The following is a 25,816-nucleotide window of genomic DNA, read 5'->3' as shown; positions in this document are numbered from 1 at the left end:
TTACCGATGCTGCGCGTGCGCGTCAGCGCCGCTGTGGTTGCTGTGGTCGTTCGCCGGTTCGTGGTGCGGACCGGGTGCGCCAGGCGCGTCGGGGGCGGTTTCCTGCCCCTTATTCTGGTCGCTCTGTTCGATCACATGGCTGTTGGGGAAGTCATATTGCAGGCCCTGCGTGTCGTGCGCCGATTCCTTGCCTGCACCGCCCATCATGTCGACGTGCATAAGCTCGCTCATGCAACGCTGGCCGGGCTTGGGGCACAGGTTGACGATGGCATCGAACAGCTTGGGGTCGGTCGCGCCGAAATAGGCGACCGGCGCCTTTTCGCTGGGCCTGGCGAGGGCCAGATAGACATTGCGATCGAGCGAGACCTTGCTGGCCCTGACCTGCGCCGCCCAGGCGTCGAACCCGGCCTGGTCCATTGCCTTGTACGCGAAGCGCATATGGGTGAAGCCCGCGCCCGAATAATTGGCGGAAAAGCCGGTGCCCGTGACGGGCTTGTTGGCGACGGCATGCAACTGCGTCTTCATCCCCGGCATCGCGTAGATCTGGCCCGCCAGTTCAGGAACGTAAAAGCTGTTCATGACGGTCGATGCGGTGATGTCGAAACGCACCGGCACATTGGTGGGCAGAACCAGCTCGTTGACGGTCGCAACGCCAAGGTCGGGATAGATAAACAGCCATTTCCAGTCGAGCGCGACGACTTCCACCGTCATCGGCTTGACCTTGGGGTCGACGGCGGTCTTCGCGTCGATCCGGTCGAGCGGCCGATAGGGGTCCAGCTTGTGCGTGCTGACCCAGGTCAGTGCGCCCAGCGCGATGATGATCAGCAGCGGCGCCGACCAGATCAGCAATTCCAGCTTGGTGCTGTGATCCCAATCGGGATCATAGTCGGCATCGGTCGCCTTGTTGGTCGCGCGATAGCGCATGGCGAAGACGACGACGAGCGCCATGACCGGCAGCACGATCAGCAGCATCAGCGCCGTCGAAATCAGGATCAGGTCGCGCTGTTGCAGTGCAATATCGCCCGACGGGTTCATCACGACCCAGTTACAGCCCGCGAGCGGCGCTGCCAGAATCGGAACGGACCAGCGCAAAAGCCTGATCCTTAGCGGAGAGTGTGGCTGTGACATGGCGCGCGCCTAGCCTTTCATGTCTGAGTCGGCCAGTGGGCAATTTGTCCAAAGCTGTGCAGGCGCAAAAATTCTGTCTGGCCTGGGATACTGCTTAGACTCTGTCGGTTTTCTGTTATGTTGCCATTCCCTGGCCGCTGGAAGACGAGCATACCGCACCGGCGGCCCAGCCAAGGAGCGGATGTAGATGAGTTCAGGGGCCATAGCCTTCACCTCCACGTCACTTGAGGATGACGCGCGCAGGATCAATGCGCGCGACCACAAGGTTGCGCCGGGGGATATTTCCATCGGTGTGATCATCGGTCGCACCTCCGAATTTTTCGACTTCTTCGTTTACGCCATCGCTTCGGTGATCGTGTTCCCCAGCCTGGTCTTCCCTTATGTCGATGCGCTGACCGGGACGCTCTATTCCTTCGCTATCTTTGCGGTCGCTTTCATCACACGGCCGATCGGATCGCTGATCTTCATGGCGATCGACCGTCGCTATGGTCGCGGCACGAAGCTTACCGCCGCCTTGTTCCTGCTTGGCAGCTCCACCGTGGCGATCGCCTTCCTACCAGGATATGAGACGATTGGCCATTATGCCGCGGTCGTCCTTGTCATTTTACGGGCGGCGCAGGGCCTTGCGCTTGGCGGCACATGGGATGGCCTCGCCTCGCTCCTTTCGCTCAACGCGCCGCAGCATCAGCGCGGATGGTACGCCATGGTGCCGCAGCTAGGCGCGCCCCTGGCGCTGCTGGTGGCGAGCGGCCTGTTCGCCTTCTTCCTGCTCACCCTGTCGAAAGCCGATTTCCTCAGCTGGGGCTGGCGCTACCCCTTCTTCGTCGCGTTCGCGATCAACGTGGTGGCCCTTTTTGCGCGCCTGCGCATCGTCGTGACCCATGAGTTTGAACGCTTGTTCGAGCAGCGCGATCTGGTTCCATCGCCGGTTCTCCCGACTGTCAAGCGCGAAGGCCGCAACATCGTCATCGGCGCCTTTGCGCCGCTCGCCAGTTTCGCCCTGTTCCATATGGTGACAGTGTTTCCGCTGTCCTGGATCGCGCTCTATACCGATCAGCCGATCGAGCGCTTCCTGGTGATCGAGATGATCGGGGCTGCGGTGGGGCTGTTGGCGATCGTCGTTTCGGGTTTCGTTGCCGACCAGATCGGGCGGCGTTCGCTGCTGGGCTGGTCGGCCGGCGGGATCGCGGTCTTCGCGCTCATGGCGCCGCTGTTGCTCAACGGGGGTGATCTGGGCGAAGTCGCCTTCATGATCCTGGGTTTCATGCTGCTTGGCCTGGCATTTGGCCAGTCTTCCGGCGTGGTCGCGTCCAACTTCGCGACGGAGGCGCGCTATACCAGCTCCGCGCTGACGTCCGACCTGGCATGGCTGGTCGGTGCGGGCTTTGCCCCGCTCGTGGCCTTGCTGCTCTCGGTCAAGTTCGGCCTGGCCGCTTCTGGCGTGTACCTGCTTTCGGGCGCGATCGCGACCATGGTGGCGCTGTATATCAACAAGGAACTGGCAGGCCGCGACCGCTAAAGCGTAAAGCCAAAGCGGCAGGGGCTGTGCGCGCCGCTCGGATCACCGGGTCCGAGCGGCGCGATCCGTTTCAGCCTTGCACTGCGTTGCGCATCCGCGCGAGCGCCTTGCGATCGAACCAGCCCGTCAAACCGGGCCGCGGCCGCCAGCGTGGCAGCCATTGGCCATAGAGGCTTGCAAGTCTGCGGGGCAGGCCGCCGGGGCCTTCACGCGCCATGATGTCGGACACGATCCGGTTCTGATAGAAGCGCACCGAATAGTTGATCAGCCGCTTATATTGCATGATCCAAGTCGATGGTCGCCAGAGGCTGACCTGTTCCGCTACAAACCCTGCTTCTTCGCAGGCAATGACCCGGTCATGCTCCCATTGGCTGTCTGCCTCCAGGTCGGTGTGCGCCCAGGCCGCGACCATCCCATCGTCGCCAATGAGGTCATCGGGCAGGCGAATATCCTTGGCCCGAATAGCCGCGACGAAGCGACCCGACAGGGCATAAAGATCCCCGAACAGGCCGCCTTCGGCGCGCAGGCCTGCGCGATACATTTCCACTTTGCGGCCGTTCATCGGCATGCCGGCGGCTGCATTGGCAGAAGGATGACTTGCAAGAGCAGCGACGAGCGCGTCGATTGAGCCAGATGCGATTTCGGCATCGCCATCCATGAAGATGACGGTTGTTTCCCTGCCAGTCAGCAGGTCATGAACGAAGTGATTCCACGTCCGGGATTTGCCGCCCCGCGCAATGTCGTGGACGATGACGCAGCTCCGGCCCCGGGCCGCAGCCTTCGCGCGATCGACCGTCATGTCGGTCGTGCCATTGATAAGGACATGAAAAATCGTGTCCGGTCGGTCCAGCGGCAGCGATGCGAGACAGGCGGTGATCCGCCGCTCCTCCTGATGCGCGAAGATGCCGACCGCGATGGGCATGACTTTAGCGGAAGTCCCAGCTCTGTTCGCCATGATGTGCAGCGTCCAGCCCCTCATTCTCGACCGGTTCGGCAACGCGCATCGGGATGATCACCGATATGGCCAGAGCGACGATTGCGCTCCCCGCCATGGCCCAGAACGCGACGACGATGATGCCGATGAGCTGGCCGACGATCGCGTCGGTAAGGCTGATGCCCGCTTCGAAACCCACGCCCCCCAGTAGCGGCAGGACGCCAAGCGGCAGCAAAAGCGCCCCGGCCAGGCCGCCAACGCCGTGGATGACGAAAATCTGCGCCGCATCGTCGATCCAGCGTTGCGTAACAGCCAAGCCCAGGCGGGATAGGAGAGCGGCGATCCCGCCGATGAGCATTGCGCCGCCGCTTCCCACCAATGCGGCCGAGGCGGCGATGGCGGCGATGCCGGCAAGCGCGCCCGCCATCGCGCCTGTGGCGCTGCTGCGCGCGCCAAGCAGGCGATCAGTCGCGATCCAGAGCAGCGCGCCGGCGCAGGCGGCGAAATGATGGTTGAGGAGTGCGGTGGCCGCATCATCGGTTGCGCCCAGCGCCCAGCCGCCGACCAGTCCAGACAGACCGATCCACAGCAACCCGCCGCCCGCCAGTGCCAGCACCGGGCTGTGGCCAGCGGCGGGAGGCTGCCGCCGAGCGCCGACGATCAGTGCAAGGGCCAGCGCGGACCAGCCTGCCGAAGCGTGGACGACGAGGCTGCCGGCAAAGTCCATGACGCCCAGTTGCGCGAGCCAGCCGCCCGCCCAAATCGCATGGGTGATGGGCACATAGACCATCAGCAACCATAAAGGGGCAAAGCCCATGAACCAGGCCAGACGTGTGCGTTCCGCAACGGCGCCAACCAGCAGCGATACGGCAATCAATGCGGCGGCCATCTGGAAGAGGACGAACGCCGATTCCGGGATGGTCAGCCCGTCGCGCAGCGCCGCAAGATTAGCGAGCATCAGATTGGTAGTCCCGCCGATCCATCCGCCGCCGGGTGCATAGATCAGGCTATAGCCCGCGATCGCCCAGGCCAGCGAAACGATCGCCACTACCGCAGTTCCCTGCGCCATCACCGACAGTGCGTTGCGGACATTCACAAGCCCGGCATGACGCAGCATCACGCCCGGCAGCGCCGCGGCCAGCACAAGGATGGAACAGGTCAGTGTCCATGCCGTGTCGCCGCTGTCTGCCGCTGCGACCTGAGCAAAGGCCGGCTGGGGCAGGGCGACTAGCAGCAGCAAGGGCAGGGCAGGCAGAAGACGCATCGCAGGTTCCGGTGAAGGAGGATTGCGTTCTCCCTACCCCTGGCGGGGTAAAGACTTCAATAAGCTAACCGGGGGCGTCAGGCCCAGGGCGGAATATCATCGCGATGACAGGCGATGAGGTCGGGCAGATAAAGGCTGGACACCGGCTCCGTCGCGAAGGAGTCGAAATAATGGTCCAGCATGTCTGGAGTGGACCGGGACAGCGAAGCGGACAGCTTCAGGCGGTTTATATGTTCGACTGGAATGAAGACATATTCTTTTGGGGGGCGGTCGACGGACTGGCCGTGCAGCGCTGGGCCAAGGCTCCATTCGATAATGGCGGCGCTGATCCGTTCGGGGGTCATGTCGTGATAGAGGCTACCAAACCGTCCCGGCCGCGATGGGCCGTAAAGCCTGCCCGTCGCTGCGGCATAGCTGCGCGCGGGCGATATGCGATCGAGTGCGCTCGCCCAGTCGGCACTGAGCACATGCGCGCTATCGATGATGAGCATCGGCCTGTCCATTTCATTGTCGCGAAGCAGGGCGCCGATCCTTTCGACTATTGTTGCATCACCCAGTTGTCCCGTTTGCGGATCGATCCACGCGCCAAATGTACGGCCGTCCTCCATCCAGACGCCCGCGACCATGCCGGTGGCCGACGCGCGCAGCCGTGCGTTGGCGACCGCCCAGGCCGACAGATCCGCCGATGACCGGGCGTTTACGAGCATGTCCAGCGGCCTTGGTTCCTGCGTGCTGCCCGCAATCCGGCTGGCCGGACTGGCGATGCGAAGCCGGCGGCGGTTGCGGGCGAAATCTTCCGTCGCGGTAATCTGGTTGTCGGCCGCCCCTGCGCGATAGGTGCCGAGCAGTGCTGGCACCATCAACGGCGGGCTCTCGGACGTATACCGCAGGATCAGGTCCCAATCGACCAGCCGGCGCAGGGATTTGTCAAAGCCGCCATGCAGTGCCACCAGATGGCGGCGATGCACGAAGATATTAAGGTCGATATAATTGCGTTCTTCCAGGCGGCTGCGGTTGAAGGGGCAAAGGCGGATGGCCCGGCGTTCTTCCCGTCCGGCGCCATCCGCGCTGGTCACGGCCTGGAATATGGATTGCCCGGCATAGGCGCAGGCATGGCCGCGATGGTCAGCCAGGGCGTTGACCATGACGGCCAGATAGTCGGGGTCCCAGCTATTGTCGGAATCGAGATAGGCGATGATCTCACCAGATGCCCGGTCCAGCCCTCGGTTGCGGGCGGCGGATACGCCTTCGTTACGGGCGTTCGAAATCAGCAGGATGCGCGGATCGGGATATCGTTCGAGAACGGCGGGAAGGTCGTCGGTGCTGCCGTCATCGATGATGATGAGTTCGAAATGCGCGTGGCTCTGGGCCAATACCGATGCGATCGCGTCGCCGATGATGGCCGCGCGGTTCAGCGCCGGCATGATGATCGAAACGAATGTGTCGGCCTGTGCCTCCTGCGCCCGCGCCACCAGCAAACGTTTTTGCAATTCCAACTGGCTGAGCAGCGTCAGCGCATGGTCTGCATGACCCGCGCCCATTCTGTCTTCACAAAAGCCCCACCGCAGATGGTCGCCAAGCCAGGAATAGGGCGAAAAACCGCGGGGATCATTGGCGACCGCCAGACTTTTCTTTGTCAGGCTGGTCGCGGTTCCCGCCAGGCGCAGTTCGATCGACAGGCTTTCGCGTAGCAGAAAGCGATTGGGAAGGTGAAGGCTGAAGCCGTGGCGACCATCCCCCAGACCCGCGCGGCGAAGGTCAGGACGGTCAATTTCGGCCATGACGTCGCGCGCGGCCAGTTCGTTGTCGACGAATATGTCGAGCGCAAGGGCAATGTCGGGATGGGCAAGGTCGAGCGCCCAGCCCTTGAGTTGGCCATCGCCGACGCTTTCCAGCATCGCCTTCAATCGTGGCTTCACGCCCGTCGTGGCAGGCGGCGGCATATGCCAAATATCGCCCTTGAGACTTGTCGAAACGGGCACGCGCCGGCCGTTGGCGGCGTAGCGAAGATCGAAGCGCTCGGGTTCTCCATCACGGGATCGCGGAATCGCAAAGTCGAAGCCCGCCGCGCTTCCATAGCCTGCCGCGACCAGATCGGCCCTGTCCAGATGTGGCAGGATGCGCTTGAGCGGCCGACCATTTTGAAACAGCCAAAGTGCGGCAGGACGCCAGGGGGCCCCTTCTTCGCCACGCTCTACGGCCCAGCCGGTCAGGTGCGCAGCATTTTTTCGGTCGATGCGACCTTCGCACGCCGCCTCGTTCGCCAGCGCGACCGCATCGATCCGTGCCGGCACGTCAACCATTTCCGTGACCCCGGCCATGCCGTCCTCGACGCCTGCCCGAACGCAGCGATCGAAAAGCGCGAGCAGGTCGGCATGGGATTTGGCGAGGCCTTTGCGCAGTGGCGCGATATGCCGCCGCTCGACATGATCGGCGACCAGTCGGGGACTTGCGCGCGCGGCCGGTGAGCCGAGGGCCAAGGCCCGCTGAACCTGCGCACGGACATCATGATAGAGGGTTTCGATGCCGGGGAAGAGTGACGCATTGTCGGCAACGGCCGGCCGCGTCTGACTTGATGGCTCTATGACGAGGGGAATGCCCTGGCGCGTGGCGCGCAGGGTCCAGTCCATGATCGCCTGCGCCGTGACCGCATTTTCCGGGAGGAAGCCGACGCGATCGAGCAGGGTAAGTGGTATCAGCAGCGGGGCGGGGGACGCCTGCGCCTTATAGGCTCTGCGATTCAGCAGGGGATCTTCGCCAACCAATATTGGCTCCAAATGCACATGGCCATCGGACTGGGTGCAGCAACGATAGCCGCCGGCGGCGACGTGGCCATTGTCGCCGAGCGTCAGGGGCGCCACCATCGCGTCCGGGCGGGGATGCGCCAGGAGATGGTCCAGCGCATCGCCATCCAGATGCAGCGTGGGATCGAGCAGCAACGCCTGTTCGCATCCGTCCGCGCGCATGAGTGCCAGCATCCTATTGGCCGCGGCGGCAAACCCGATAGGTGCGTCGATCGACAGCAGGGTATCGACCCGCGCATGCAGCCCAAAATCGGGACGATGCCGGGGATTGCAGTCGAACACATAGACGTGCGGACGCCCGGCTTGCAGCTTCGCCAATGCTGTCAGCTGCGCGGCAAGATTGTCTTGGCCATCATTGCTGACCAGGCCGATCGCCAGCAAAGACCTTTCCGGTTGGGGCCGACGCAACACCGACAGGGTTCGTGGCTCGCCGTCTATCTCGACAGGCCGAGAATCGGGCGTGAGCCGCTCTGCAATGGCATTGTGAAAGTCGGTACTGACCTGGTCCCACGACATTGCCTTCGACCAGGTGCGACCGGCGCGACGTATCGCCCCTCTTTGGCGATCGCCCAGGCGCAATGCGCGATCAAGGGCGCTTTCCAGCGCGTCGGGGGCTTCAGGATCATATCGGACGCCCAGCCCGATCGCGTCGACTGCGTCCAGCGCCGGGAGACGGGGCGCAACCACAGGCTTGCCATAGAGCGCCGCAAGCATCAGCGCACCGGAGGTCAGCGTTTGCCGATAGGGCAGGGCGATGACATCGGCGGCGCCGAAGAGCAGCGGCAATTTGGCGTCGGGCGCAAAGCCGTCCATCACATGGATTTGGGGATGCGCTTCCTCCAGAAGGCGGGCGTGGGCGGGGGTAAAGTCGCCCATGACCTTGCCCGCGATCAGCAGGTGGACATGGTCGTGTCCTGATCGGGCGGCAAGCCCATGAAAGGCCCGGACCAGCCGGTCAACGCCCTTGTAGGAACGGATTTGACCGAAGCAAAGGATCAGCGTTTCGACCTTTTCCAATCCCAACAGCTGACGGCTTTGATGGGTGTCGAAGGCGCGGCCATAACAGCCTTCATAGCTGCCGTGGGGGGCAACGATGCATTTGTTTTCGTCGACCGCATAGTGGCGGCGCAATTCGGCAATGGCTGCGTCACTATGCACATGGATGACGTTCGCGGCGGCCGCCAGACGCGCGTGGAAATGCAGCGCCAGATCCTCGAAAATGGGTTCATGCGGCAGGCTGTTGTGCACCGTCCATAGGAACGCGCCGCCACGCGCCTGAAAGAGGCGGATGGCGTGCAGGAACTCACTCGCGCGGATCTGGTAGTCGAACCGATCGGTGCAGTCGGCGAAAAGCGGGTCGGGCCAGTGCAGGTGAAATAATACGGGCTGGCTGCCAGAGGAGCGCTCGATCAAGTCGATGGCGTGCTGGATCGGACCATATTCAACGCGCAGGTCAGCCCCGAAGGAGTGGTACAACCCATCCTGGTAAGGATTGGTGGCGCGGTAGTCGGGATAGGCGACCAGCGTCGTCCCTGCGATCAGCCGTTTGGACGACGTGCCAGCGCGACGCGCGTGGGCGGTGGGGTCGGCTTCGGCCGTTGTCTGATCGTCAAACTGGTCCGCAGCGGGCTGATACATGAGGATTGGCCTTTGCAGCCCGCAGGCGCAGGTCAGGGGATGCCCGCGCCACGACGGCGGCGCGGGCACCCGGGGTCAGGCGACGCGGCGCGCCTGTTTGGTTTCGGCGGCGATAAGCGATGCCCGGTCGGCGAGGCGCTTCTGCATCGCGCTTATGGTCCTGGCGTCGCGCACCGCATGGAATCCCGGGCGGCTGCCATCCCGCCGGGGCTGTGGCTGCACCGTCATACGGGTGACGGACGCATTGTGGAAAAAGTCCCGATTGCCGCCATCGGTATAGCTTTCCGAATAGATGCCGTGCGCGCGGATCACATCGAACTGGTCCAATTCAATGTGATGATAGGATATGCGTTTGAGGCTCTTGTCCGGGCGGATGGTGGCGCCATTGACCAGATCCTTTGCCCGTACCAGCAGACCATCGACATAAAGATGATGCCATGGCGAAACACGGATATCCCTGCTGGGCACGGCGTCGCTGATGGCATTGGCTTCGATCAGGATGGGCCACATATCGTCAAGATGCGCCTGCGGGATGCGATCGACCCAATCATGGCGGTGGCCTACCCAGCGCACTGTGCGCAGGCCGCCGCGGCAAAGGACGTGATCGCCGGCCTTGATGTCCTCCACCGCGACCTCGCCCTGATCGGTGTCGATCATCGTTCCGCGCAGGAAGCAGACGGGGGCCACGAACTGGCCGGTGCTGTCCACGAAGCTCGCCGGATCGGCGAGGATTGCCGCCGCCAGTTCAGGATCGACGCCGGTCATATTGAAGGTGACAGTCTGTTCGCCGATCAATGCGCCGTTCGTCAGCACGAGCGTCGCGCTGCCCGAAACGGAATCATAGTCGAAACTGTCAAATTCATACCCATCGACGCCAACACTGTCCCCCCAGTCGAAGCCGTTCACGTCGAAGGACGAGACGCTGTCGATCAGCCCCTTGTCATAGGTGAACGACCCGGCGCCATTGCCGGAGAAATTAATGGTCTGAGCGCCAAGGTTGAGCCCCAGAACCGACGGCCCTTGGACCGATATGTTTGATGTGTCGCCGACGTTATAAGTGACGCCAGACAGGGTATTGGCGCCCAGCGCGCCATAATCGATCGTGAGATTGCCGTCATTCACCGCCGAAAAGGTCGGCGAAGAGGCCGCCTGGACTCCCGCCAGCCCGGAGACGGTCGCACTGACTCCGTCTACGGTCAGAGTATGCGTGCCAAGCGCCACAATATTGACAGTATTGGTGTCGTCCGCATTGTCACTGTTGATCGTCTGATCGCTGTTCAGAAGGTCGAGATTGAGGATCGCCATCATATATCTCCCACTGGGGCCGGTGTGCCTGTCGATGTTTTCGACGACGCATCTGGTCCGTGAAGAGTATTAGGAAATTGCAGTCCGGGAATATTGATGATGGTCCGAAATGGACTTTCCGCCCGGCCGTCCAGCGACCTCCAAGGCGCTCCGCGCGGCCGACGGAGTTCAGTTGAAATGGGGCCCGTGTTTGCTTTATGTCGGTGTCGTCATGACGGGAACGGAACTGATAGCGCATGGGACGCCCCTGTCCGACTTGATCGCGGCAAGCCCGATCGCGGCGTTGATTTGCGATCCGTCCACCGCCGATACGCCCGTGATCGAGTGCAATTCCGCCTTTCTTGCGTTGACGGGCTATAGGCGCGAAGAGGTGATAGGCCGCAATTGCCGCTTTATGCGCGGCGCGGGCACCGAACCGGAACTCACGAGTCAAATTCGCGCGGCGATCAGCGACAGGCGACCGATCTTGGTCGAGATTTTGAATTACAAGAAAGGCGGCGCGCCTTTTCGCAATGCGGTTCTGATTGCCCCCATTTTCGATGATTCCGGGACGCTCAAATATTTCCTGGGCTCTCTGATGGAAGTGACTGATCCGGGGCTGGGGCCGACCCGTCAGATGATGGCGCGCGACCGCGTCGCGGCGTTGACGCGGCGCCAGCAACAGGTGCTGGTGCAGATGGCGGCCGGTCAACTGAACAAGCAGATCGCCTTTACGCTGGGCCTGTCGGAACGGACGGTGAAGATGCACAAGGCGGCTTTGCAGAAGGGGCTGGGTGTTTCGACATCCGCCGACGCCATCCGGATCGCGGTGGAAGCGGGCTATTGACGTTCAGCTCTGCGACCTTTGCATGGCATATTGTAAAGCGACCGCGCCTTACCGGCCGCTTTTCGTCCGACGATGCCCGGCCTCCATCACGGTTTCCATCGCCACGAAGGTGGACGTGCTGGCGACATGGGGCAAGGCGCTGATCTTTTCGCCCAGCACGATGCGATAGCGGCGGATATCGGCCGTCCGCACTTTGAGCAGATAATCGAAATTGCTGGCCAGCATGTGGCATTCCTCCACCTCCGCAATACGGCGGACAGCGGCGTTGAATTCGCAAAGGGCCGCTTCGCGCGTATCCGATAATTTGACTTCGGTGAAGGCGATGTGGTCGAGGCCAAGCTTTGCGGGGTCGATGATCGCGCGAAAACCGCGTATGACGCCGGCTTGCTGGAGCCGCTTCAGCCTGACCTGACACGGTGTTTTCGACAGACCAACCGCTTCGGCAAGGTCCGTAACCGTCATGCGGCCGTCTTCCACCAGCGCGGCGATGATTCGACGATCAAATTCATCCAGATCGACTGTTTGGGGCAGGTTGGCCATCCATATTGCCTAGAACGGCCAATTGAATAAGTCCATTCCCCTAAAAGTTAGCATTTCATAAGTCGGAATGATGTTCATTCCAGGAATATGATGGTGTCATGACCGATAAGCCCTTCGCCCAGTTCGCCCCCGCCGTCCGCCAGCCTACGCCGTTGCGACAGGCGATCACCGCTGCCTACCGGCGCGACGAGGCGGAGGCGCTGGAGCCATTGATCGCGGCCGCGACGGTGCCCGATGCGATGCGCGATGCGATTGCCGACACGACCCGCAAGCTCGTCACCGCATTGCGCGCCAATCGCAAGGGGAGCGGTGTCGAGGGCCTGGTGCAGGAATATGCGCTGTCCAGCCAGGAAGGCGTGGCGCTGATGTGCCTTGCCGAGGCATTGCTGCGTATTCCCGATACGGCGACGCGCGACGCGTTGATCCGCGACAAGATCGCAGACGGTGATTGGGGCGCGCATCTGGGTGGTGAAAAATCGCTGTTCGTCAATGCCGCGACATGGGGTCTGGTGGTCACTGGCAAGTTGGTCGGCAGTGTTGACGATCGGGGACTGGGCGCAGCGCTGACGCGGCTGGTCGCGCGTGCGGGCGAACCCGTGATCCGGCGCGGGGTTGATCTGGCCATGCGGATGATGGGCGAACAATTCGTAACGGGCGAGACGATCCAGCAGGCGCTGAAGCGCGCGAAGGAGATGGAGGCCAAGGGCTTCGCCTACAGCTATGATATGCTGGGCGAAGCCGCGACCACGGCCGCCGACGCCAGGCGCTATTTTGCCGATTATGAACGGGCGATCCACGCCATTGGCAAGGCGTCGGCCGGACGCGGCATTTATGCCGGGCCGGGCATTTCGATCAAATTGTCGGCGCTGCATCCGCGCTATGTCCGTGCCCAGGCGGACCGGGTGATGGGCGAATTGCTGCCGGCGGTGAAGCAATTGGCGCTGCTGTCCAAGCGGTATGACATCGGTTTCAATATCGATGCGGAAGAAGCCGACCGGCTGGAATTGTCGCTCGACCTGCTCGAAAGCCTGGCGGGCGATCCCGATCTTGCCGGCTGGAATGGCCTTGGCTTTGTGGTGCAGGGCTATGGCAAGCGCTGCCCCTTCGTGATCGACTGGATCATCGACCTGGCGCGGCGCAGCGACCGGCGCATCATGGTGCGGTTGGTCAAGGGGGCCTATTGGGATGCGGAAATCAAGCGGGCGCAGGTTGACGGCCTGCCCGACTTCCCCGTCTATACGCGCAAGGTTCATACCGACGTCGCCTATATCGCCTGTGCCCGCAAGCTGCTGGCGGCGCGCGACGTGGTGTTTCCGCAATTTGCGACGCATAATGCCCAGACGCTGAGCAGCATCTATCATCTGGCCGGACCGGACTTTTCGGTTGGCGATTATGAGTTTCAATGCCTGCACGGCATGGGCGAGCCGCTGTATGAGCAGGTGGTCGGGGCAGAGAAGCTGAACCGCCCCTGCCGCATTTACGCCCCGGTCGGCACGCATGAGACATTGCTGGCCTATCTGGTGCGGCGCTTGCTGGAAAATGGCGCAAACAGCAGTTTCGTCAACCGCATCGCCGATCCGGCCGTGTCGATCGACGATCTGATTGCCGACCCGGCGGAGGTGGTGAAGGCGATGCTCCATCCGGGCGCGCGGCACGACCAGATCGCGCTGCCGGCGGATCTGTATCCAGACCGGCGCAATTCCGACGGACTGGACCTGAGCGACGAGGCCGAATTGGCGCAGCTTGGCGATGCGTTGCGGGAAAGCGCGCAAATCGCATGGACGGCTGCGCCAGAAAAGGCGTCCGGGCCAGCGCGGACCGTGTTCAACCCGGCCGATCATCGGGACGTGGTCGGCCGGGTCACGGATGCGACTGAAGCAGATGCGCGTGCCGCGGTGATCCGCGCCGCAGAGTCGCGCTGGCCCAATAGCGCGGTGTCCGATCGCGCCGCCATGCTGGAAGCGGCGGCCGACGCGATGCAGGCGCGCATGCCGATCCTGCTCGGCCTCATCGTGCGGGAAGCGGGCAAGTCGCTGCCCAATGCCATTGCCGAAGTGCGGGAGGCGATCGATTTTCTGCGCTATTACGCTCGGCAGGCGCACGCGACCTTTGGCGCACAGCAGCAGTCGCTGGGACCGGTCGTGTGCATCAGCCCGTGGAATTTCCCGTTGGCGATATTCACGGGTCAGGTTGCCGCCGCACTGATGGCGGGCAATCCGGTGCTGGCCAAGCCTGCCGAGGAAACGCCCCTGATCGCGGCGGAGTCGGTGCGATTGCTGCATGACGCGGGCGTTCCCGCCGATGCGCTGCAACTGCTGCCCGGCGAAGGCCGGATCGGCGCGGCCCTGGTCGCGGCCCCGGAAACGGCGGCGGTGATGTTCACCGGGTCGACCGAGGTCGCCCGCCTGATCCAGCGCCAGCTTGCGCCGCGTCTGTCGCGCGCCGGCCGGCCGATCCCCCTGATCGCTGAAACGGGCGGCCAGAATGCCATGATCGTCGACAGTTCGGCGCTGGCCGAACAGGTGGTGGCGGACGTCATAGCCTCTGCCTTCGACAGTGCAGGGCAACGGTGTTCGGCGCTGCGCATCTTGTGCCTGCAGGAGGATGTCGCGGACCGGACGCTGACCATGTTGAAGGGCGCGCTGGCCGAATTGCGCATCGGGCGCACCGATGCGCTGAACGTGGATATCGGGCCGGTGATCACAGCGGAGGCGCGCGACGGCATTATCGCTCATATCGACGCGATGCGCGCGAAGGGGCGGGGGGTTGAACAAAGCGTCCTGCCGCCTGAAACCGCGCATGGCACGTTCGTCGCGCCAACGATCATCGAGATCGACGGCATCGCCGATCTGGAGCGCGAAGTCTTCGGTCCGGTTCTTCACGTGCTGCGCTTCAAGCGGGAAGGACTGGATGCGCTGGTCGATCAGATCAATGCGACCGGCTATGGCCTGACCTTCGGTCTGCACACACGGCTGGACGAAACGATCGCCCGCGTCACAAGCCGGGCAAAGGTCGGCAATATCTATGTGAACCGCAACGTCATCGGCGCCATCGTCGGGGTTCAGCCCTTTGGCGGGCGGGGCTTGTCGGGCACCGGGCCAAAGGCCGGTGGCCCGCTCTATCTGGGCCGGCTGACCACCAAGCCGCCCGTCTTTGCCGAGCGGGTAACGCATCTACGATCGCCGCTGCATGGCTTTGCCGACTGGCTGGACCGCCAGGGTGAGGGGGAAGCAGCGGCTCAGGCGCGGCGGACCGGCGATGCTTCGGCCCTGGGCGTCGAATTGTCGCTGCCAGGCCCAGTGGGTGAGCGCAATCTTTACGCGTTGCATCCGCGCGGCCGGGTGTTGATGCGCCCGGCTACGCGGCAGGGCCTGTTCCGGCAGATGGCGGCGATATTGGCGACCGGCAATCACGGCGTGGTACAGGGGATGACGTTGCCCGCCGACCTCCCGCAGGACGTGGCCGCATGCTTTTCGACGAACGAAAGCGGTCCCTTCGCGGCGGCGCTGGTCGAAGGCGACAGCGCCAAGATTGCGGCTACCGCGCAATGCGTCGCCGACATGCCCGGACCCATTGTCCCGGTCCATGTCGATGTACATGGTCAAGGCTATTGCCTGGACTGGCTGCTGGAAGAAGTGTCGACGTCGATCAACACCACCGCGGCGGGGGGGAATGCCAGCCTGATGATGATCGGATGACCGGGAAAATTTGATCGGGATCAGGAATAATCATCCAGGCCAGATGCCGGATTAACCAAAAAATAAAGGGAAATTGCGAAAAGGCGACCCAAATCGGAGACCCGCCATTTTGCGCGTTTTGAAATCTTTGTTGGAACGACGCGTCGGAAAGCGGTCGCAGGATGCTGACGTCCATGCCAGCTTGATTGAATCGCTGTACGCGTCGCCCGCTTCCCTGACCATCGGTGCGATAACGGGCGTCGCTGTCGGTTTGGTGGTCGCCAGTATGACGGATCGCGGGGCCATTCACGCGGTCGTGGCCATGCTTTGCCTGGTCGCCACCCTGCGGGTCGTGTCCGCCATATTCTTTCATAGGCAGTTGGTGCGGGGCACGGCCGTCGCTTCGCGCGGCTGGGAACTGGCTTATGAACTTGGCGCTTGGGTCTACGCAGGCCTGCTGGGTCTCATGGCGTTCGTGTCGCTCATCAATTCGGGGAACAGCATCATCCATATGCTGACCGTATCGATGGCCACGGGCTATGCAGGCGGCATTTCGGGCCGGAACGCGGGGCGGGTGCAAATCGCCATCGGGCAGGTGTGCCTCGCTTTGCTGCCGACCGCGACGGGGCTGTGGCTGGAAGGATCGACAGGCTATCGCGTCCTGTCCGTCGCGATGGTGATGATGGTGCTGGGCTTGGCGGAAATCAGCGCCACGACGCACAGGATTGTGGTTCAGGCGCTGATCGGGAAGCGCGACAAGTCGCTGCTGGCCGAAAAATTCGAGCGGCTGGCGCGTTTCGACAGCCTGACCGGCCTTGAAAACCGCATGGCGATGCAGATGCGTTTGCGGGACATTTTCCAGACGAATGAAAAGCGCAACGACGCGGTCGCGATCCTGTGGATGGATCTGGACAGGTTCAAGGAGATCAATGACTCGCTGGGTCATATGGTCGGCGATCAACTGCTGCGCGCGGTGGCCGAACGCCTGACCGAAGTGGTCCAGGGGCGTGGCAAGATCGCGCGGTTCGGCGGGGACGAGTTCGTCCTGATCTGCTCCGACACAGATCGGGTGACCGCCGCCGGCATCGCCCAGGAAATCGTGTCTTATTTCGCCCATGGTTTCGAAATCGGTGAAAACCACCTCCAGGTGACGGCTTCGGTCGGCTATGCCGTCGGGCCACAGGACGGTCGCGACATGGACGAACTGATGCAACATGCCGACCTGGCGCTGTATGAGGCGAAGGGGCAGGGAAGGAACCGGTCGGCCAGTTTCAACTGGTCGCTCAAGGAGCGCTTCAACCGGTTGCACGAGATTGAAACCGGCCTGCGCCGGGCGCTTTCGGGCGGAGAGCTCAACCTTATGTTCCAACCGATCGTCGACCTGAATAGCGGACATATAGAGGCTTGCGAAGCCCTGCTTCGCTGGGAACATCCGGTGCTGGGGCCGATCCCGCCTTCCGAATTCATACCGATCGCCGAGAATATGGGCCTGATCGAAGCGATGACTGGCTGGGTGCTGCGCCGGGCATGCGAAGTGGCTGCCCAATGGCCCGAGCATGTGCGGGTGGCGATCAACATATCGCCGGCATCGCTCAAATCGCCCGAACTGCCCGGCAATGTCATCGCCGCGTTGCTGGAAACCGGCGTTTCGGCCCGCCGGCTGGAACTGGAAGTGACCGAGTCCATTTTCCTGGACGACAGCGGGCAGACCAATGCGATCCTGCGTGAATTGCAACGGATCGGGCTGCGGCTGGCACTGGATGATTTCGGCACCGGCTATTCGTCGCTGGCGTATCTGCGATCTTACCGGTTCGATACGCTCAAGGTCGACCAGAGCTTCATGGCCGGCGTCAGCGCCAATGCAGAAGATCGCGCCATCGTCAAGGCGATCGGCAGTCTGGCGCGGGACCTGTCCATGGACACGGTGGCGGAAGGCATCGAGACGGTCGACCAGTTAGGCCACGCCCGCGAAGCGGGCTTCACCAACGTCCAGGGGTATCTGTTCAGCCGGCCGGTTCCGGCCGACCAGATTGCGGATATGATCGCCGCAGGCCCGCTACAAGGGACGGGACGGCCCGACCCCGCGATCAAGTCACGCCGTCGCAGGGCCTGACGGGTCAAATCAGCGCAGCTTCGTTTGCGCGGCCGCCAGGCGTCGCATCATGCGCAAATCGCGATCCGACAGGGACAGAGCGGTTTCGGTCCACATTTCCACGATGTCGGTCAATTCGGTCAGCGTCAGAGGATGGACGCGCCGCGCGGCCTTGTTGATGCCGACATAACCGGGATGATGCGCCCGATGATCGCGGATCCACTGGATTGTTGCTGCTTCACCTTCTCCGGTTTCCACAACCTGATTGACGATGCCCATGTCGAACATTTCATCAGCGGTGTAGATGCGACCTTCCGACAGCATCTGACGCGCCAGAACAGGGCCGACCCGGCGCTGCAAAATGGACCAGGCGCCCATGCCGGGGAAGAGGCCGAACAATACCTCCGGCAGGCCGAAGCGCGCCTGCCGCTCGGCGATGATGACGTCGAAACACAGCAGCGCCTCAAGCCCGCCGCCCAGTGCGTCGCCCTGGGCCAAGCCGATATTGATGATGTTCATATCGTTGCAATGCCAGATACGATCGACGATCTCACAACAGGCGACGCCATATTTCAGCAGCGTTTCGCGATCGCGCCGCTGGATGCATTCGGCAAACATTTCCAGATCGCCGCCCAGATTGAACACGCCGGGAAAGCGTGACCCCAGCACCATGAATTTGAGCGGGCCATTGTCGCCGAAGACGCGGCGGCTTTCCCTTTGCCAAGCCATGGTGTCACGCATCAGGCCGAGATTCGAATTGGGCCTTTCGAGCGGCGTCATGAAGGCCCACAAGGTGGCCAGGTCTTCATCCCAGCGAACGTCGATCTGCCCCAGGTCGAATAAGGTCGATTGGCTGAACGCCTGCGAAAGTCCCCATTCCGTACCGGCATTTGCCGCATCGGTGAGGCTGTGGTCCTCCATCGGATCGTCGTTCACGGCTTCTGTCTCGTTGTGTGTCACGACAAAGCGTCCCGAATCAATCATTTGCGGCCCCACTTTTATGATGATGATAGGATCAGGTTCGCCGCAATGATGCCGTCAGCAGCATCATGATTGATAGAGGTTTAACCATTTTTGTTGGCAGGTGTTGCCTCCTTGCCGCCCCAAATCCTCGTGTCCTAAAAGACATGTTGCAAAAATGTCGCATCAGTCGGTGGTTCTCCCCTTCGCCGTCTGCAAGGAGGGCTTTGTTAATCTTTGACATTTACCATTTGCGCATGGCGAGACAGTCCGACCCTTCCCAATGTGTGACATTGGCTCTCCAGGATTCGCAGGGCCGTTCCTGGCCCTTGCGATTATCGCGCGACTGTCTGCGCTTCGTCGGTGCCTATCGGCGGATCGAAGGGTTCAACATCGACGCGATGCTGCTCTTTGACGGGGTCCGCAAGGCCGGGTGATCCGCGCTATCCTTGTGCGCCGATCCATTCGATCCTAGAGCGCGCGCATGACGAAGCCCCGATTTTCCTTTTCCATTTCCGCCACTGATGCCAAGGCCCGCGCCGGTACGATCCAGATGCGGCGCGGCGACATTCGCACGCCCGCCTTCATGCCGGTCGGCACTGCCGCCACGGTGAAGGCGATGCGACCGGCCGAGGTCCGCGCGGCCGGCGCCGACATCCTGTTGGGAAACACCTATCATCTCATGCTGCGGCCGGGCGCTGAACGCATGGCGCGACTGGGCGGCCTGCATGGTTTCATGGGGTGGGACCGGCCGATCCTGACGGACAGCGGCGGCTATCAGGTAATGAGCCTGTCGGCGCTTACCAAGATGAGCGAGGACGGTGTCGCTTTTTCCAGCCATATCGACGGGTCGAAGCACATGCTGACGCCCGAACGCTCGATGGACATTCAGCGCCTGCTCGACAGCGACATCGTTATGGCCTTTGACGAATGCACGAAAAACGGATGCACCCATGACGAGGCGGCGCAGTCGATGGAGCGTTCGATGCGCTGGGCCAAGCGGTCGCGCGATCAATTTGATGCTGGCGGCGACCATGCGGAGCGCGCGGCGCTGTTCGGCATCCAGCAAGGGTCGCTGAATGAGGCGCTGAGACGGGTTTCGGCCGACAAGCTGATCGACATCGGCTTCGATGGTTACGCTGTCGGCGGTCTGGCGGTCGGGGAGGGGCAGGAAGCGATGTTTGCCACCCTGGATTTCGCGCCGGATATGCTTCCTGTCGATAAACCGCGCTATCTGATGGGGGTCGGCAAGCCGGACGACATTGTCGGGGCGGTCGAGCGGGGCATCGATATGTTCGATTGCGTCCTGCCCACGCGATCGGGACGCAATGGGCAGGCTTTCACCTGGGGCGGGCCGCTCAATATCCGAAACGCGAAATTCAACGAGGATATGGGGCCGCTCGATCCGCGCTGCGGCTGCCCCGTCTGTGCGACCTGGAGCCGCGCCTATCTGCACCATCTGGTCAAGACCGGCGAAATGCTGGGCGCCATGCTGATGACGCAGCACAATATCCATTTTTATCAGGAATTGATGCAAGGGATCCGTGAAGCCATCGCGGCTGGCCGTTTCGCGGCCTTTGCTGCCCAGTTCAGGCGCGATTATCAGCGGGTGTGACTGTCAGGGAACGATGGTGATCGCGATGGTGAACCGGCCGGCGTCCCCGTCATGATCAAGCGGCTGGCGAAGTTGGCGTGACAGGCCGGTCAGGACCCGGCCATAGCGTTCGTTCATATAGGCCTTCATGTCCGGCGTATCGTGAAGGCCCGAGGACAGGACGGTCACCAGCGCCCGATCATCGCCCTGGGCCTTGACCGATATGCGCATCCGGCCCGCCGGATCGAGCCGCATCGCCAATTCTACCAGTTCGGTCACCAGAAAGGCGATCGGCACGGCGACATCCTGACTGATATGCAGATCGTCGCTGTCAATCTGAATGCCGAAGCGGCGTGCTGCAACGGGTGCCGTGCTTCTCAGACTGGCTGACAATTCGCTGATCAGCGCGCGCACGCCGACGCCGCGATTTTCCTCCAGTTCCGCAAAATGATTGCGATGCACGACAGACAGCGCGTCGACGCGCCGCTGGATCGAGGCATAGGCCTCCACGGCTTCTGGCTCATGGGCGGAGCGGGCATGCAGGTTGATGAGGCTGGCGATGATCTGTAGGTTGTTCTTGACGCGATGATGGACTTCGCGGGTCAGTTTGCGCTGTGTGTCCAGTCCTTCGGCCAGTTCGGCCTCATGCGTGGCGACATCTTCGCTGATTTCGCGGAAGGTTTCGCCCAGTGCAATGATTTCCCGCGCCGGCGTGCGCACCCTTTGCATCGGCTCCAACACTTCGCCGGGATGGTAGGCGGCCACGGCGCGACGCAAGAGCACGAGGGGCCGGATGAGCAGGCGGTTGACCACGAACCACCCGATCGCGGCAGCGGCGAACCACATGACCAGCGGGAGGAAGAGAGACAGGGTGCGCGCCAATGTTTCGGGCGGATCGCGCACCGTCATCGTCAGCACGATATTGGGCGGTTCCAGCGGGGCTGAAAGGCTGGTGATGCCATCCCCTGCGGCAAGGGGCGGCTGCGATTGTGTGAGGTCAAGCCGGCGATGCCCTTCGTAGAGCGTCAGCCGCCGATTCTGAAGCGCGGTCGCCGGGTCAGCCGCCCGTTCAAGATGCGCCCTGGAATAATAGATGAACCCGACGAGCGCCCCGTTGCTGCTGCGTACGCGCACCAGGAGATAGGGGGCTTTATCGAGCAATTGCGCCGCGGGACCAGTGAAGCGTTCGGCCGGGCCGAGGATTGGCACTTGCGCGGGGTCCGATGCGCACAGGCGTCGGCCAGCGCGATCATAGACGGCATATCGTCCGCCTTCCCGGTCATTGGACGCCAAAAACAGTTGCAGGCGCGCGCAGATGCCGGTGTCGGATGGGCTCGTTGACAGATTGTTGACGGTCAGTTGCAGCGCCGTGCGGTCGGATTCCAGATCGGCTGTGAGTTTCCGCGCACTCTGGCTCACGGCCACCCGGAGCAATGCCTCTTTTTCCAGATCGGCGGTTTGAATGGCCTGGAGCGACGCGACAAGGGCGATCAGGCCGAGCGGCAGGAGCGCCAGGGTCAAGATCAGGAACATCTTGACGCCGGTCGAGCCGAAAAATGATGCGGTCAGCGATTGGGCTGCCGGAGGATGGCTGCCCCCGCTCATGACGAACTCAGTCCAGCTTGCTTAGAAGATCCAGCATTTCCGCGGGAATGTCCTCGTCAACGGCGCGCTGATAGACGGTGCGAAGCGCCTGCGAGACCTGACCTTCCTCCTTGCGGCTGCTGCCGCCGCGCTTTTGCGCAGGAGAGGAATCCTGGTCACGTCCCGTTTCCGTCGGCTGCTTTTCCGTTGTCGAAGAAACCAAAATCTGCCCCTCTGAAGCAATCTGTGTCACGCCAGCCTGCCCGTATTTGCGGGAATTGCGCGGATCGTCAATTCATCGTTCCGCGTCGTCCGGTTGAAAATCACGATATCGTCAAAAAATCCATATGGCAGCGAAACAAATTGCAAACTCGATGGTTCCGGGCTTCGAGGCGTTTTTTTGACGCTGCCGGTTCGGGCGGGACGAAGTGGGGCGGGCTTGCCAATGCGGCATGGACATTCCATTCTTCTTGTTCCCGCCATGATGGGCCGGGATACACGATGCCTTTGATCGGGCAGGGAGAAGACTATACATGTCGCTTGGACAGAAACTGCACCCTCATCTTCCGTTTCTGCGGCGCTACGCCCGCGCTTTGACGGGCAGCCAGACGCATGGCGACGCCTATGTGCGCGCTACCCTCGAAGCGATCGTCGCCGCTCCTGAAGAATTCCCCGCCGACGTGGATCCCCGACTTGGGCTTTACCGCACCTTTCATGCCATCTGGTCGTCCTCCCATCTGGAAGACGAACCGACCGGCGGCGGCGATGATCGTGAGGCGATCGCGCAGGCGCGTCTCGCAAGACTGACCCCCTTGCCGCGGCAGGCGCTGCTGCTGACGGCGCTTGAAGGGTTTACCGTCGATGATGTCGCCTATCTGATCGCGATGGACCCAGCCGACGTCGAGGCGCTGGTGGAAGAGGCGCTGGCGGAGATTGAGGCCCAAACGCGCGCGAAGGTGCTGATCATCGAGGATGAGCCGATCATCGCCATGGATATCGAGACGATCGTGCGTGACCTTGGTCATGATGTCACGGCCATAGCCGTAACGCGCGAGGATGCCGTGCGCGAAGCCATGGCGGAGCGGCCGGGCCTGGTGCTTGCCGACATTCAATTGGCAGACGATTCGAGCGGCATTGACGCTGTGAAGGATATTCTGTCGGAAATCTCGGTCCCGGTCATCTTCATCACCGCATTCCCCGAGCGGCTGCTTACCGGTGAACGGCCCGAGCCGACTTTCCTTATCACCAAGCCTTTCCAGCGCTCTACGGTCAAAGCTGCGATTTCGCAGGCGCTGTTCTTCGATCAGGCCACAGCCCCGGCCTGATGGGGTAGTCCGGTTATCTGTTTGCCCTCCAACGGAACTCCCCGCCGTACCTCGCGTTAGTGAAGCGTAACGATCGGGAGAGAGACATGGTGGATCAGGAAAAGCATGTCGCCACAGACGAAGCGCGCGGGGGTTCGACCGAGCATACCGTGCGTTACGTGCTGGGTGCATCGCTCGCCCTCGCCGTGATCGTCATGATCATTCTGCTGTTGCTGTGATTCTCAGCAATCAGGATTTGTCTTAAGGGACATAAGAGTTAGGATATGGGCGCAGTATGGCTTTGACGATGTCGGCTCAGACGACAGGAGTGGCGGCCAGCAAGGGGGTCGTTCTCGTGAATGAAGAAATCGTTGCGTCGGAAGAGCGCGCTGCACTGTCGGATAGCGATTTCAAGCGCGAACTGGCGGCCGTTATTCCGCATCTACGTGCGTTTGGCAGGTCCCTTTCGGGCAATCGCGACGTTGCCGATGACCTTGTGCAGGAAACCCTGCTCAAGGCATGGGCGGCCCGCGCCCGGTTCCAGGCGGGGACGAACATGCGCGCTTGGACGTTCATCATTCTGCGCAACCATTATCTCTCGCAAATGCGCCGGTCCCGCTTTCGCGGTGATTGGGACGATCTGACGGCCGACCGGATTTTGGCGGCACCCGCAGGGCAGGATAAGCATGTCGAACTGAGCGACATGCAGCGCGCATTGTTGCAACTGCCCCAGCCGCAGCGTGAAGCGCTGATTTTGGTGGGCGCGGGCGGCTTCGCCTATGAAGAGGCGGCCGAGATTTGCGGCGTCGCAGTCGGAACGATCAAGAGCCGTGTCGCGCGCGGGCGCGCGGCTTTGGAACAGATATTGGAAAATGGCGATCTGCCCTCCCGGCGCAGTCAGGAAACGACCGAAACCGCTGTGCTCGATGAGATCATGGATGACGTCGATCGCCTGAGCCGCGGTGGCGAAGACCGCAATTCTGACAGTTGATCGGGAACACGGCTCGAATATTTTACCCGTTGTCCCGGTCTCCTGAGATGGAGAGCTGAGATGGACGACCCGGAAACGCCCGAACCCCCAGGACCACCGCGACCTAATAGTGGCGTGGTGCTGGGTCTGGTTGCCCTGGCCCTGGTGCTGGCTGTAGGCTTTTTTTATCTGACGAACGATGATCGGCGGGATCGCCGCGCGGAAGCTGTTACGCAGGCAGCGGCGTCGGCCGACGAAGCGGTGCAAGCCATGGGCGATGCGGCGCGAAATGCCGCCGATGACCTGGACCGTGCGCGCTGAAAGAACAAATTCGCCCTGAAACTGATCAGATTCAGTCTTTTTTTGTGATTTTGGTCCAAGCCTCTTCCAAGCGTCGGATTTTCTTACAGAGGGTGTAAGGAGCTTCCGACGGGCCAAGCCGCTAGTGGCGATGGCTGGGTGAGGCACAACGATGATCAGGCTGTTCAAACATTATGTACCGCATGCGGTACTTCTGCTGGGGCTGCTGGATTTCCTGCTCCTGATCGCTGCGGCCGAAGCTGGCTGGGTATTGCGTGCGCATCAGATCGGCATGGATGTAGAGCCTATGGCCTCGCGCCTGGCACCACTCCTGAGCTTCGCCTTTTCCATTCAGACCGCGATGATCGCTGTAGGGGTCTATGGCCCTGAATCGCTCCAGTCGATCCGATTTGCATTGGCCCGGCTGCTTGTGGCTGTATCGCTGGGCGTCATTTTCCTGTCCGTTCTCTATTTTCTGCTGCCATCCATCACCCTGTGGCGGTCCAATTCGCTTTACGCGATGGGGCTGGCGGTTGCGGTGCTGCTGCTGATCCGTCTGCTGCTGGGGTCGATGCTGGGCGGTGAAGCATTCAAGCGACGGCTGGTGGTGCTGGGGGCAGGCAATCGCGCCAATCGCATCCGCGAGCTGGAACGCCGCCGCGGATCGGGATTTTTGGTGGTCGGCTATATTGCAATGAACGATGGCGAGCAGGTAATTGCCGAAGCCATTAACCGCGACGCCGTCTATAATCTGGCCGATTTCGTCGTGCGCCTGAATGCCAGCGAGGTCGTGCTTGCCCTGGAAGAACGGCGGAACGCCATTCCGATGACGGACCTGCTGCGCATCAAGACGACGGGCGTCCATGTCAACGACCTGTCGAGCTTCCTGGAGCGGGAAACCGGCCGCGTCGACCTTGCCAGCGTCAATCCCAGCTGGCTGATCTTTTCGGATGGATTTTCGGCCGGGCGCCGACTGTCCAGCATCGCCAAGCGCATTTTCGACATCGTGGCCAGCTTGATCCTGCTGATCCTGACCGGACCGATCATCCTGCTGGGCGCGCTGCTGGTGAAGCTGGATAGCAAGGGGCCGGCCTTTTATCGTCAGCAACGCGTCGGCCTTTATGGCCAGGAATTCTGGATCGTGAAGCTGCGCACCATGCGGCAGGACGCCGAAGTGGCGGGGCAGGCGGTCTGGGCGGAAAAGGACGATCCTCGCATTACCCGCCTTGGTTACTGGCTGCGAAAATTGCGCATCGATGAACTGCCGCAGACCTGGACCGTGCTGAAGGGAGAAATGAGCTTCGTTGGGCCGCGCCCGGAACGCCGCCAGTTCGTCGAGGATCTGGAGCAGCATCTGCGCTATTATGCCGAACGGCA

General features: G+C 62.2%; 19 protein-coding genes. 10 read left to right on the top strand and 9 right to left on the bottom strand.

All coding sequences use genetic code 11. The features are described 5' to 3' along the window. Entirely contained in the window at nt 1-1,128 is a 1,128-nt protein-coding gene (gene cyoA, locus B2V90_RS09770; protein WP_228222150.1) for a ubiquinol oxidase subunit II, read from the bottom strand. Between the two features lie 187 nt (nt 1,129-1,315). On the opposite strand from cyoA, the gene B2V90_RS09765 reads away from it, so the two are divergent. Continuing rightward, on the top strand, nt 1,316-2,647 hold the full coding sequence (locus tag B2V90_RS09765) for an MFS transporter (protein ID WP_009822016.1): 1,332 nt from the start codon (nt 1,316-1,318) through the stop codon (nt 2,645-2,647). Nucleotides 2,648-2,717: 70 nt separating this feature from the next. Here B2V90_RS09765 and B2V90_RS09760 read toward each other — a convergent pair whose 3' ends face one another. From B2V90_RS09760 to B2V90_RS09745, 4 genes are all read right to left on the bottom strand, one after another. Further along, entirely contained in the window at nt 2,718-3,569 is an 852-nt protein-coding gene (locus B2V90_RS09760) for a glycosyltransferase family A protein (RefSeq protein WP_228222151.1), read from the bottom strand. Nucleotides 3,570-3,573: 4 nt separating this feature from the next. After that, nucleotides 3,574-4,845 carry an ammonium transporter gene (locus B2V90_RS09755; RefSeq protein WP_228222152.1) on the bottom strand — a complete coding sequence of 424 codons (1,272 nt, stop codon included), beginning with the start codon at nt 4,843-4,845 and terminating at the stop codon, nt 3,574-3,576. Between the two features lie 77 nt (nt 4,846-4,922). Further along, nucleotides 4,923-9,287: a glycosyltransferase gene (locus B2V90_RS09750; protein ID WP_228222153.1), complete on the bottom strand. Its 4,365-nt coding sequence runs from the start codon at nt 9,285-9,287 to the stop codon at nt 4,923-4,925. Nucleotides 9,288-9,362: 75 nt separating this feature from the next. Continuing rightward, nucleotides 9,363-10,595 (bottom strand): Hint domain-containing protein, encoded by a 1,233-nt coding sequence (locus B2V90_RS09745; RefSeq protein WP_228222154.1) that lies wholly within the window; start codon nt 10,593-10,595, stop codon nt 9,363-9,365. Between the two features lie 208 nt (nt 10,596-10,803). Between B2V90_RS09745 and B2V90_RS09740 the strand changes: the two genes are divergently transcribed. After that, the gene (locus B2V90_RS09740; RefSeq protein WP_228222155.1) at nt 10,804-11,418 is read left to right on the top strand and encodes a PAS domain-containing protein; all 615 of its coding nucleotides are present in this window, start codon (nt 10,804-10,806) and stop codon (nt 11,416-11,418) included. A gap of 48 nt (nt 11,419-11,466) precedes the next feature. On the opposite strand, the gene B2V90_RS09735 is transcribed toward B2V90_RS09740, so the two are convergent. After that, nucleotides 11,467-11,958: an Lrp/AsnC family transcriptional regulator gene (locus tag B2V90_RS09735; RefSeq protein WP_228222156.1), complete on the bottom strand. Its 492-nt coding sequence runs from the start codon at nt 11,956-11,958 to the stop codon at nt 11,467-11,469. A gap of 98 nt (nt 11,959-12,056) precedes the next feature. On the opposite strand from B2V90_RS09735, the gene putA reads away from it, so the two are divergent. Both putA and B2V90_RS09725 read left to right on the top strand, forming a co-directional pair. Then, the gene (gene putA / locus B2V90_RS09730; RefSeq protein ID WP_228222157.1) at nt 12,057-15,656 is read left to right on the top strand and encodes a trifunctional transcriptional regulator/proline dehydrogenase/L-glutamate gamma-semialdehyde dehydrogenase; all 3,600 of its coding nucleotides are present in this window, start codon (nt 12,057-12,059) and stop codon (nt 15,654-15,656) included. Between the two features lie 265 nt (nt 15,657-15,921). Then, nucleotides 15,922-17,748, top strand: a complete 1,827-nt coding sequence (locus B2V90_RS09725) for a putative bifunctional diguanylate cyclase/phosphodiesterase (protein ID WP_293921007.1) — start codon at nt 15,922-15,924, stop codon at nt 17,746-17,748. A gap of 9 nt (nt 17,749-17,757) precedes the next feature. Here B2V90_RS09725 and B2V90_RS09720 read toward each other — a convergent pair whose 3' ends face one another. After that, nucleotides 17,758-18,711 carry a crotonase/enoyl-CoA hydratase family protein gene (locus B2V90_RS09720; protein WP_228222159.1) on the bottom strand — a complete coding sequence of 318 codons (954 nt, stop codon included), beginning with the start codon at nt 18,709-18,711 and terminating at the stop codon, nt 17,758-17,760. Between the two features lie 460 nt (nt 18,712-19,171). On the opposite strand from B2V90_RS09720, the gene tgt reads away from it, so the two are divergent. Beyond that, nucleotides 19,172-20,302: a tRNA guanosine(34) transglycosylase Tgt gene (tgt, locus tag B2V90_RS09715; RefSeq protein ID WP_228222160.1), complete on the top strand. Its 1,131-nt coding sequence runs from the start codon at nt 19,172-19,174 to the stop codon at nt 20,300-20,302. 3 nt (nt 20,303-20,305) lie between these two features. Here tgt and B2V90_RS09710 read toward each other — a convergent pair whose 3' ends face one another. Further along, entirely contained in the window at nt 20,306-21,886 is a 1,581-nt protein-coding gene (locus B2V90_RS09710; protein WP_228222161.1) for a sensor histidine kinase, read from the bottom strand. 7 nt (nt 21,887-21,893) lie between these two features. Beyond that, entirely contained in the window at nt 21,894-22,118 is a 225-nt protein-coding gene (locus B2V90_RS09705; protein ID WP_228222162.1) for a NepR family anti-sigma factor, read from the bottom strand. 280 nt (nt 22,119-22,398) lie between these two features. Between B2V90_RS09705 and B2V90_RS09700 the strand changes: the two genes are divergently transcribed. The 5 genes from B2V90_RS09700 to B2V90_RS09680 form a co-directional block, all read left to right on the top strand. Continuing rightward, the gene (locus tag B2V90_RS09700) at nt 22,399-23,190 is read left to right on the top strand and encodes a response regulator (protein ID WP_009822000.1); all 792 of its coding nucleotides are present in this window, start codon (nt 22,399-22,401) and stop codon (nt 23,188-23,190) included. Nucleotides 23,191-23,276: 86 nt separating this feature from the next. Then, nucleotides 23,277-23,408 (top strand): hypothetical protein, encoded by a 132-nt coding sequence (locus B2V90_RS09695; protein WP_009821999.1) that lies wholly within the window; start codon nt 23,277-23,279, stop codon nt 23,406-23,408. A 56-nt stretch (nt 23,409-23,464) separates the two neighbouring features. Continuing rightward, entirely contained in the window at nt 23,465-24,160 is a 696-nt protein-coding gene (locus tag B2V90_RS09690; protein ID WP_414711593.1) for a sigma-70 family RNA polymerase sigma factor, read from the top strand. A gap of 60 nt (nt 24,161-24,220) precedes the next feature. Next, a complete protein-coding gene (locus tag B2V90_RS09685; protein ID WP_228222164.1) occupies nt 24,221-24,460 on the top strand; it encodes a hypothetical protein in 240 nt (79 codons plus the stop codon). A gap of 151 nt (nt 24,461-24,611) precedes the next feature. Further along, nucleotides 24,612-25,816: exopolysaccharide biosynthesis polyprenyl glycosylphosphotransferase (locus B2V90_RS09680; RefSeq protein WP_293921001.1), on the top strand; the 1,205-nt coding region annotated here is incomplete at its 3' end.

The organism is Sphingobium sp. UBA5915 (assembly GCF_002431195.1).
Taxonomy (GTDB): Bacteria; Pseudomonadota; Alphaproteobacteria; order Sphingomonadales; family Sphingomonadaceae; genus Sphingobium; species Sphingobium soli.
The sequence above is the reverse complement of the archived record's forward strand: the minus strand, read 5'-3'. Positions and strand labels throughout refer to the sequence as shown.

What these genes read in the sequence shown, in the direction of transcription:
- cyoA (WP_228222150.1), bottom strand. Translation starts at nt 1,128, where the DNA reads ATGTCACAGCCACACTCTCCGCTAAGGATCAGGCTTTTGCGCTGGTCC.
- B2V90_RS09765 (WP_009822016.1), top strand. Translation starts at nt 1,316, where the DNA reads ATGAGTTCAGGGGCCATAGCCTTCACCTCCACGTCACTTGAGGATGAC.
- B2V90_RS09760 (WP_228222151.1), bottom strand. Translation starts at nt 3,569, where the DNA reads ATGCCCATCGCGGTCGGCATCTTCGCGCATCAGGAGGAGCGGCGGATC.
- B2V90_RS09755 (WP_228222152.1), bottom strand. Translation starts at nt 4,845, where the DNA reads ATGCGTCTTCTGCCTGCCCTGCCCTTGCTGCTGCTAGTCGCCCTGCCC.
- B2V90_RS09750 (WP_228222153.1), bottom strand. Translation starts at nt 9,287, where the DNA reads ATGTATCAGCCCGCTGCGGACCAGTTTGACGATCAGACAACGGCCGAA.
- B2V90_RS09745 (WP_228222154.1), bottom strand. Translation starts at nt 10,595, where the DNA reads ATGATGGCGATCCTCAATCTCGACCTTCTGAACAGCGATCAGACGATC.
- B2V90_RS09740 (WP_228222155.1), top strand. Translation starts at nt 10,804, where the DNA reads ATGACGGGAACGGAACTGATAGCGCATGGGACGCCCCTGTCCGACTTG.
- B2V90_RS09735 (WP_228222156.1), bottom strand. Translation starts at nt 11,958, where the DNA reads ATGGCCAACCTGCCCCAAACAGTCGATCTGGATGAATTTGATCGTCGA.
- putA (WP_228222157.1), top strand. Translation starts at nt 12,057, where the DNA reads ATGACCGATAAGCCCTTCGCCCAGTTCGCCCCCGCCGTCCGCCAGCCT.
- B2V90_RS09725 (WP_293921007.1), top strand. Translation starts at nt 15,922, where the DNA reads ATGACGGATCGCGGGGCCATTCACGCGGTCGTGGCCATGCTTTGCCTG.
- B2V90_RS09720 (WP_228222159.1), bottom strand. Translation starts at nt 18,711, where the DNA reads ATGATTGATTCGGGACGCTTTGTCGTGACACACAACGAGACAGAAGCC.
- tgt (WP_228222160.1), top strand. Translation starts at nt 19,172, where the DNA reads ATGACGAAGCCCCGATTTTCCTTTTCCATTTCCGCCACTGATGCCAAG.
- B2V90_RS09710 (WP_228222161.1), bottom strand. Translation starts at nt 21,886, where the DNA reads ATGAGCGGGGGCAGCCATCCTCCGGCAGCCCAATCGCTGACCGCATCA.
- B2V90_RS09700 (WP_009822000.1), top strand. Translation starts at nt 22,399, where the DNA reads ATGTCGCTTGGACAGAAACTGCACCCTCATCTTCCGTTTCTGCGGCGC.
- B2V90_RS09695 (WP_009821999.1), top strand. Translation starts at nt 23,277, where the DNA reads ATGGTGGATCAGGAAAAGCATGTCGCCACAGACGAAGCGCGCGGGGGT.
- B2V90_RS09690 (WP_414711593.1), top strand. Translation starts at nt 23,465, where the DNA reads ATGGCTTTGACGATGTCGGCTCAGACGACAGGAGTGGCGGCCAGCAAG.
- B2V90_RS09685 (WP_228222164.1), top strand. Translation starts at nt 24,221, where the DNA reads ATGGACGACCCGGAAACGCCCGAACCCCCAGGACCACCGCGACCTAAT.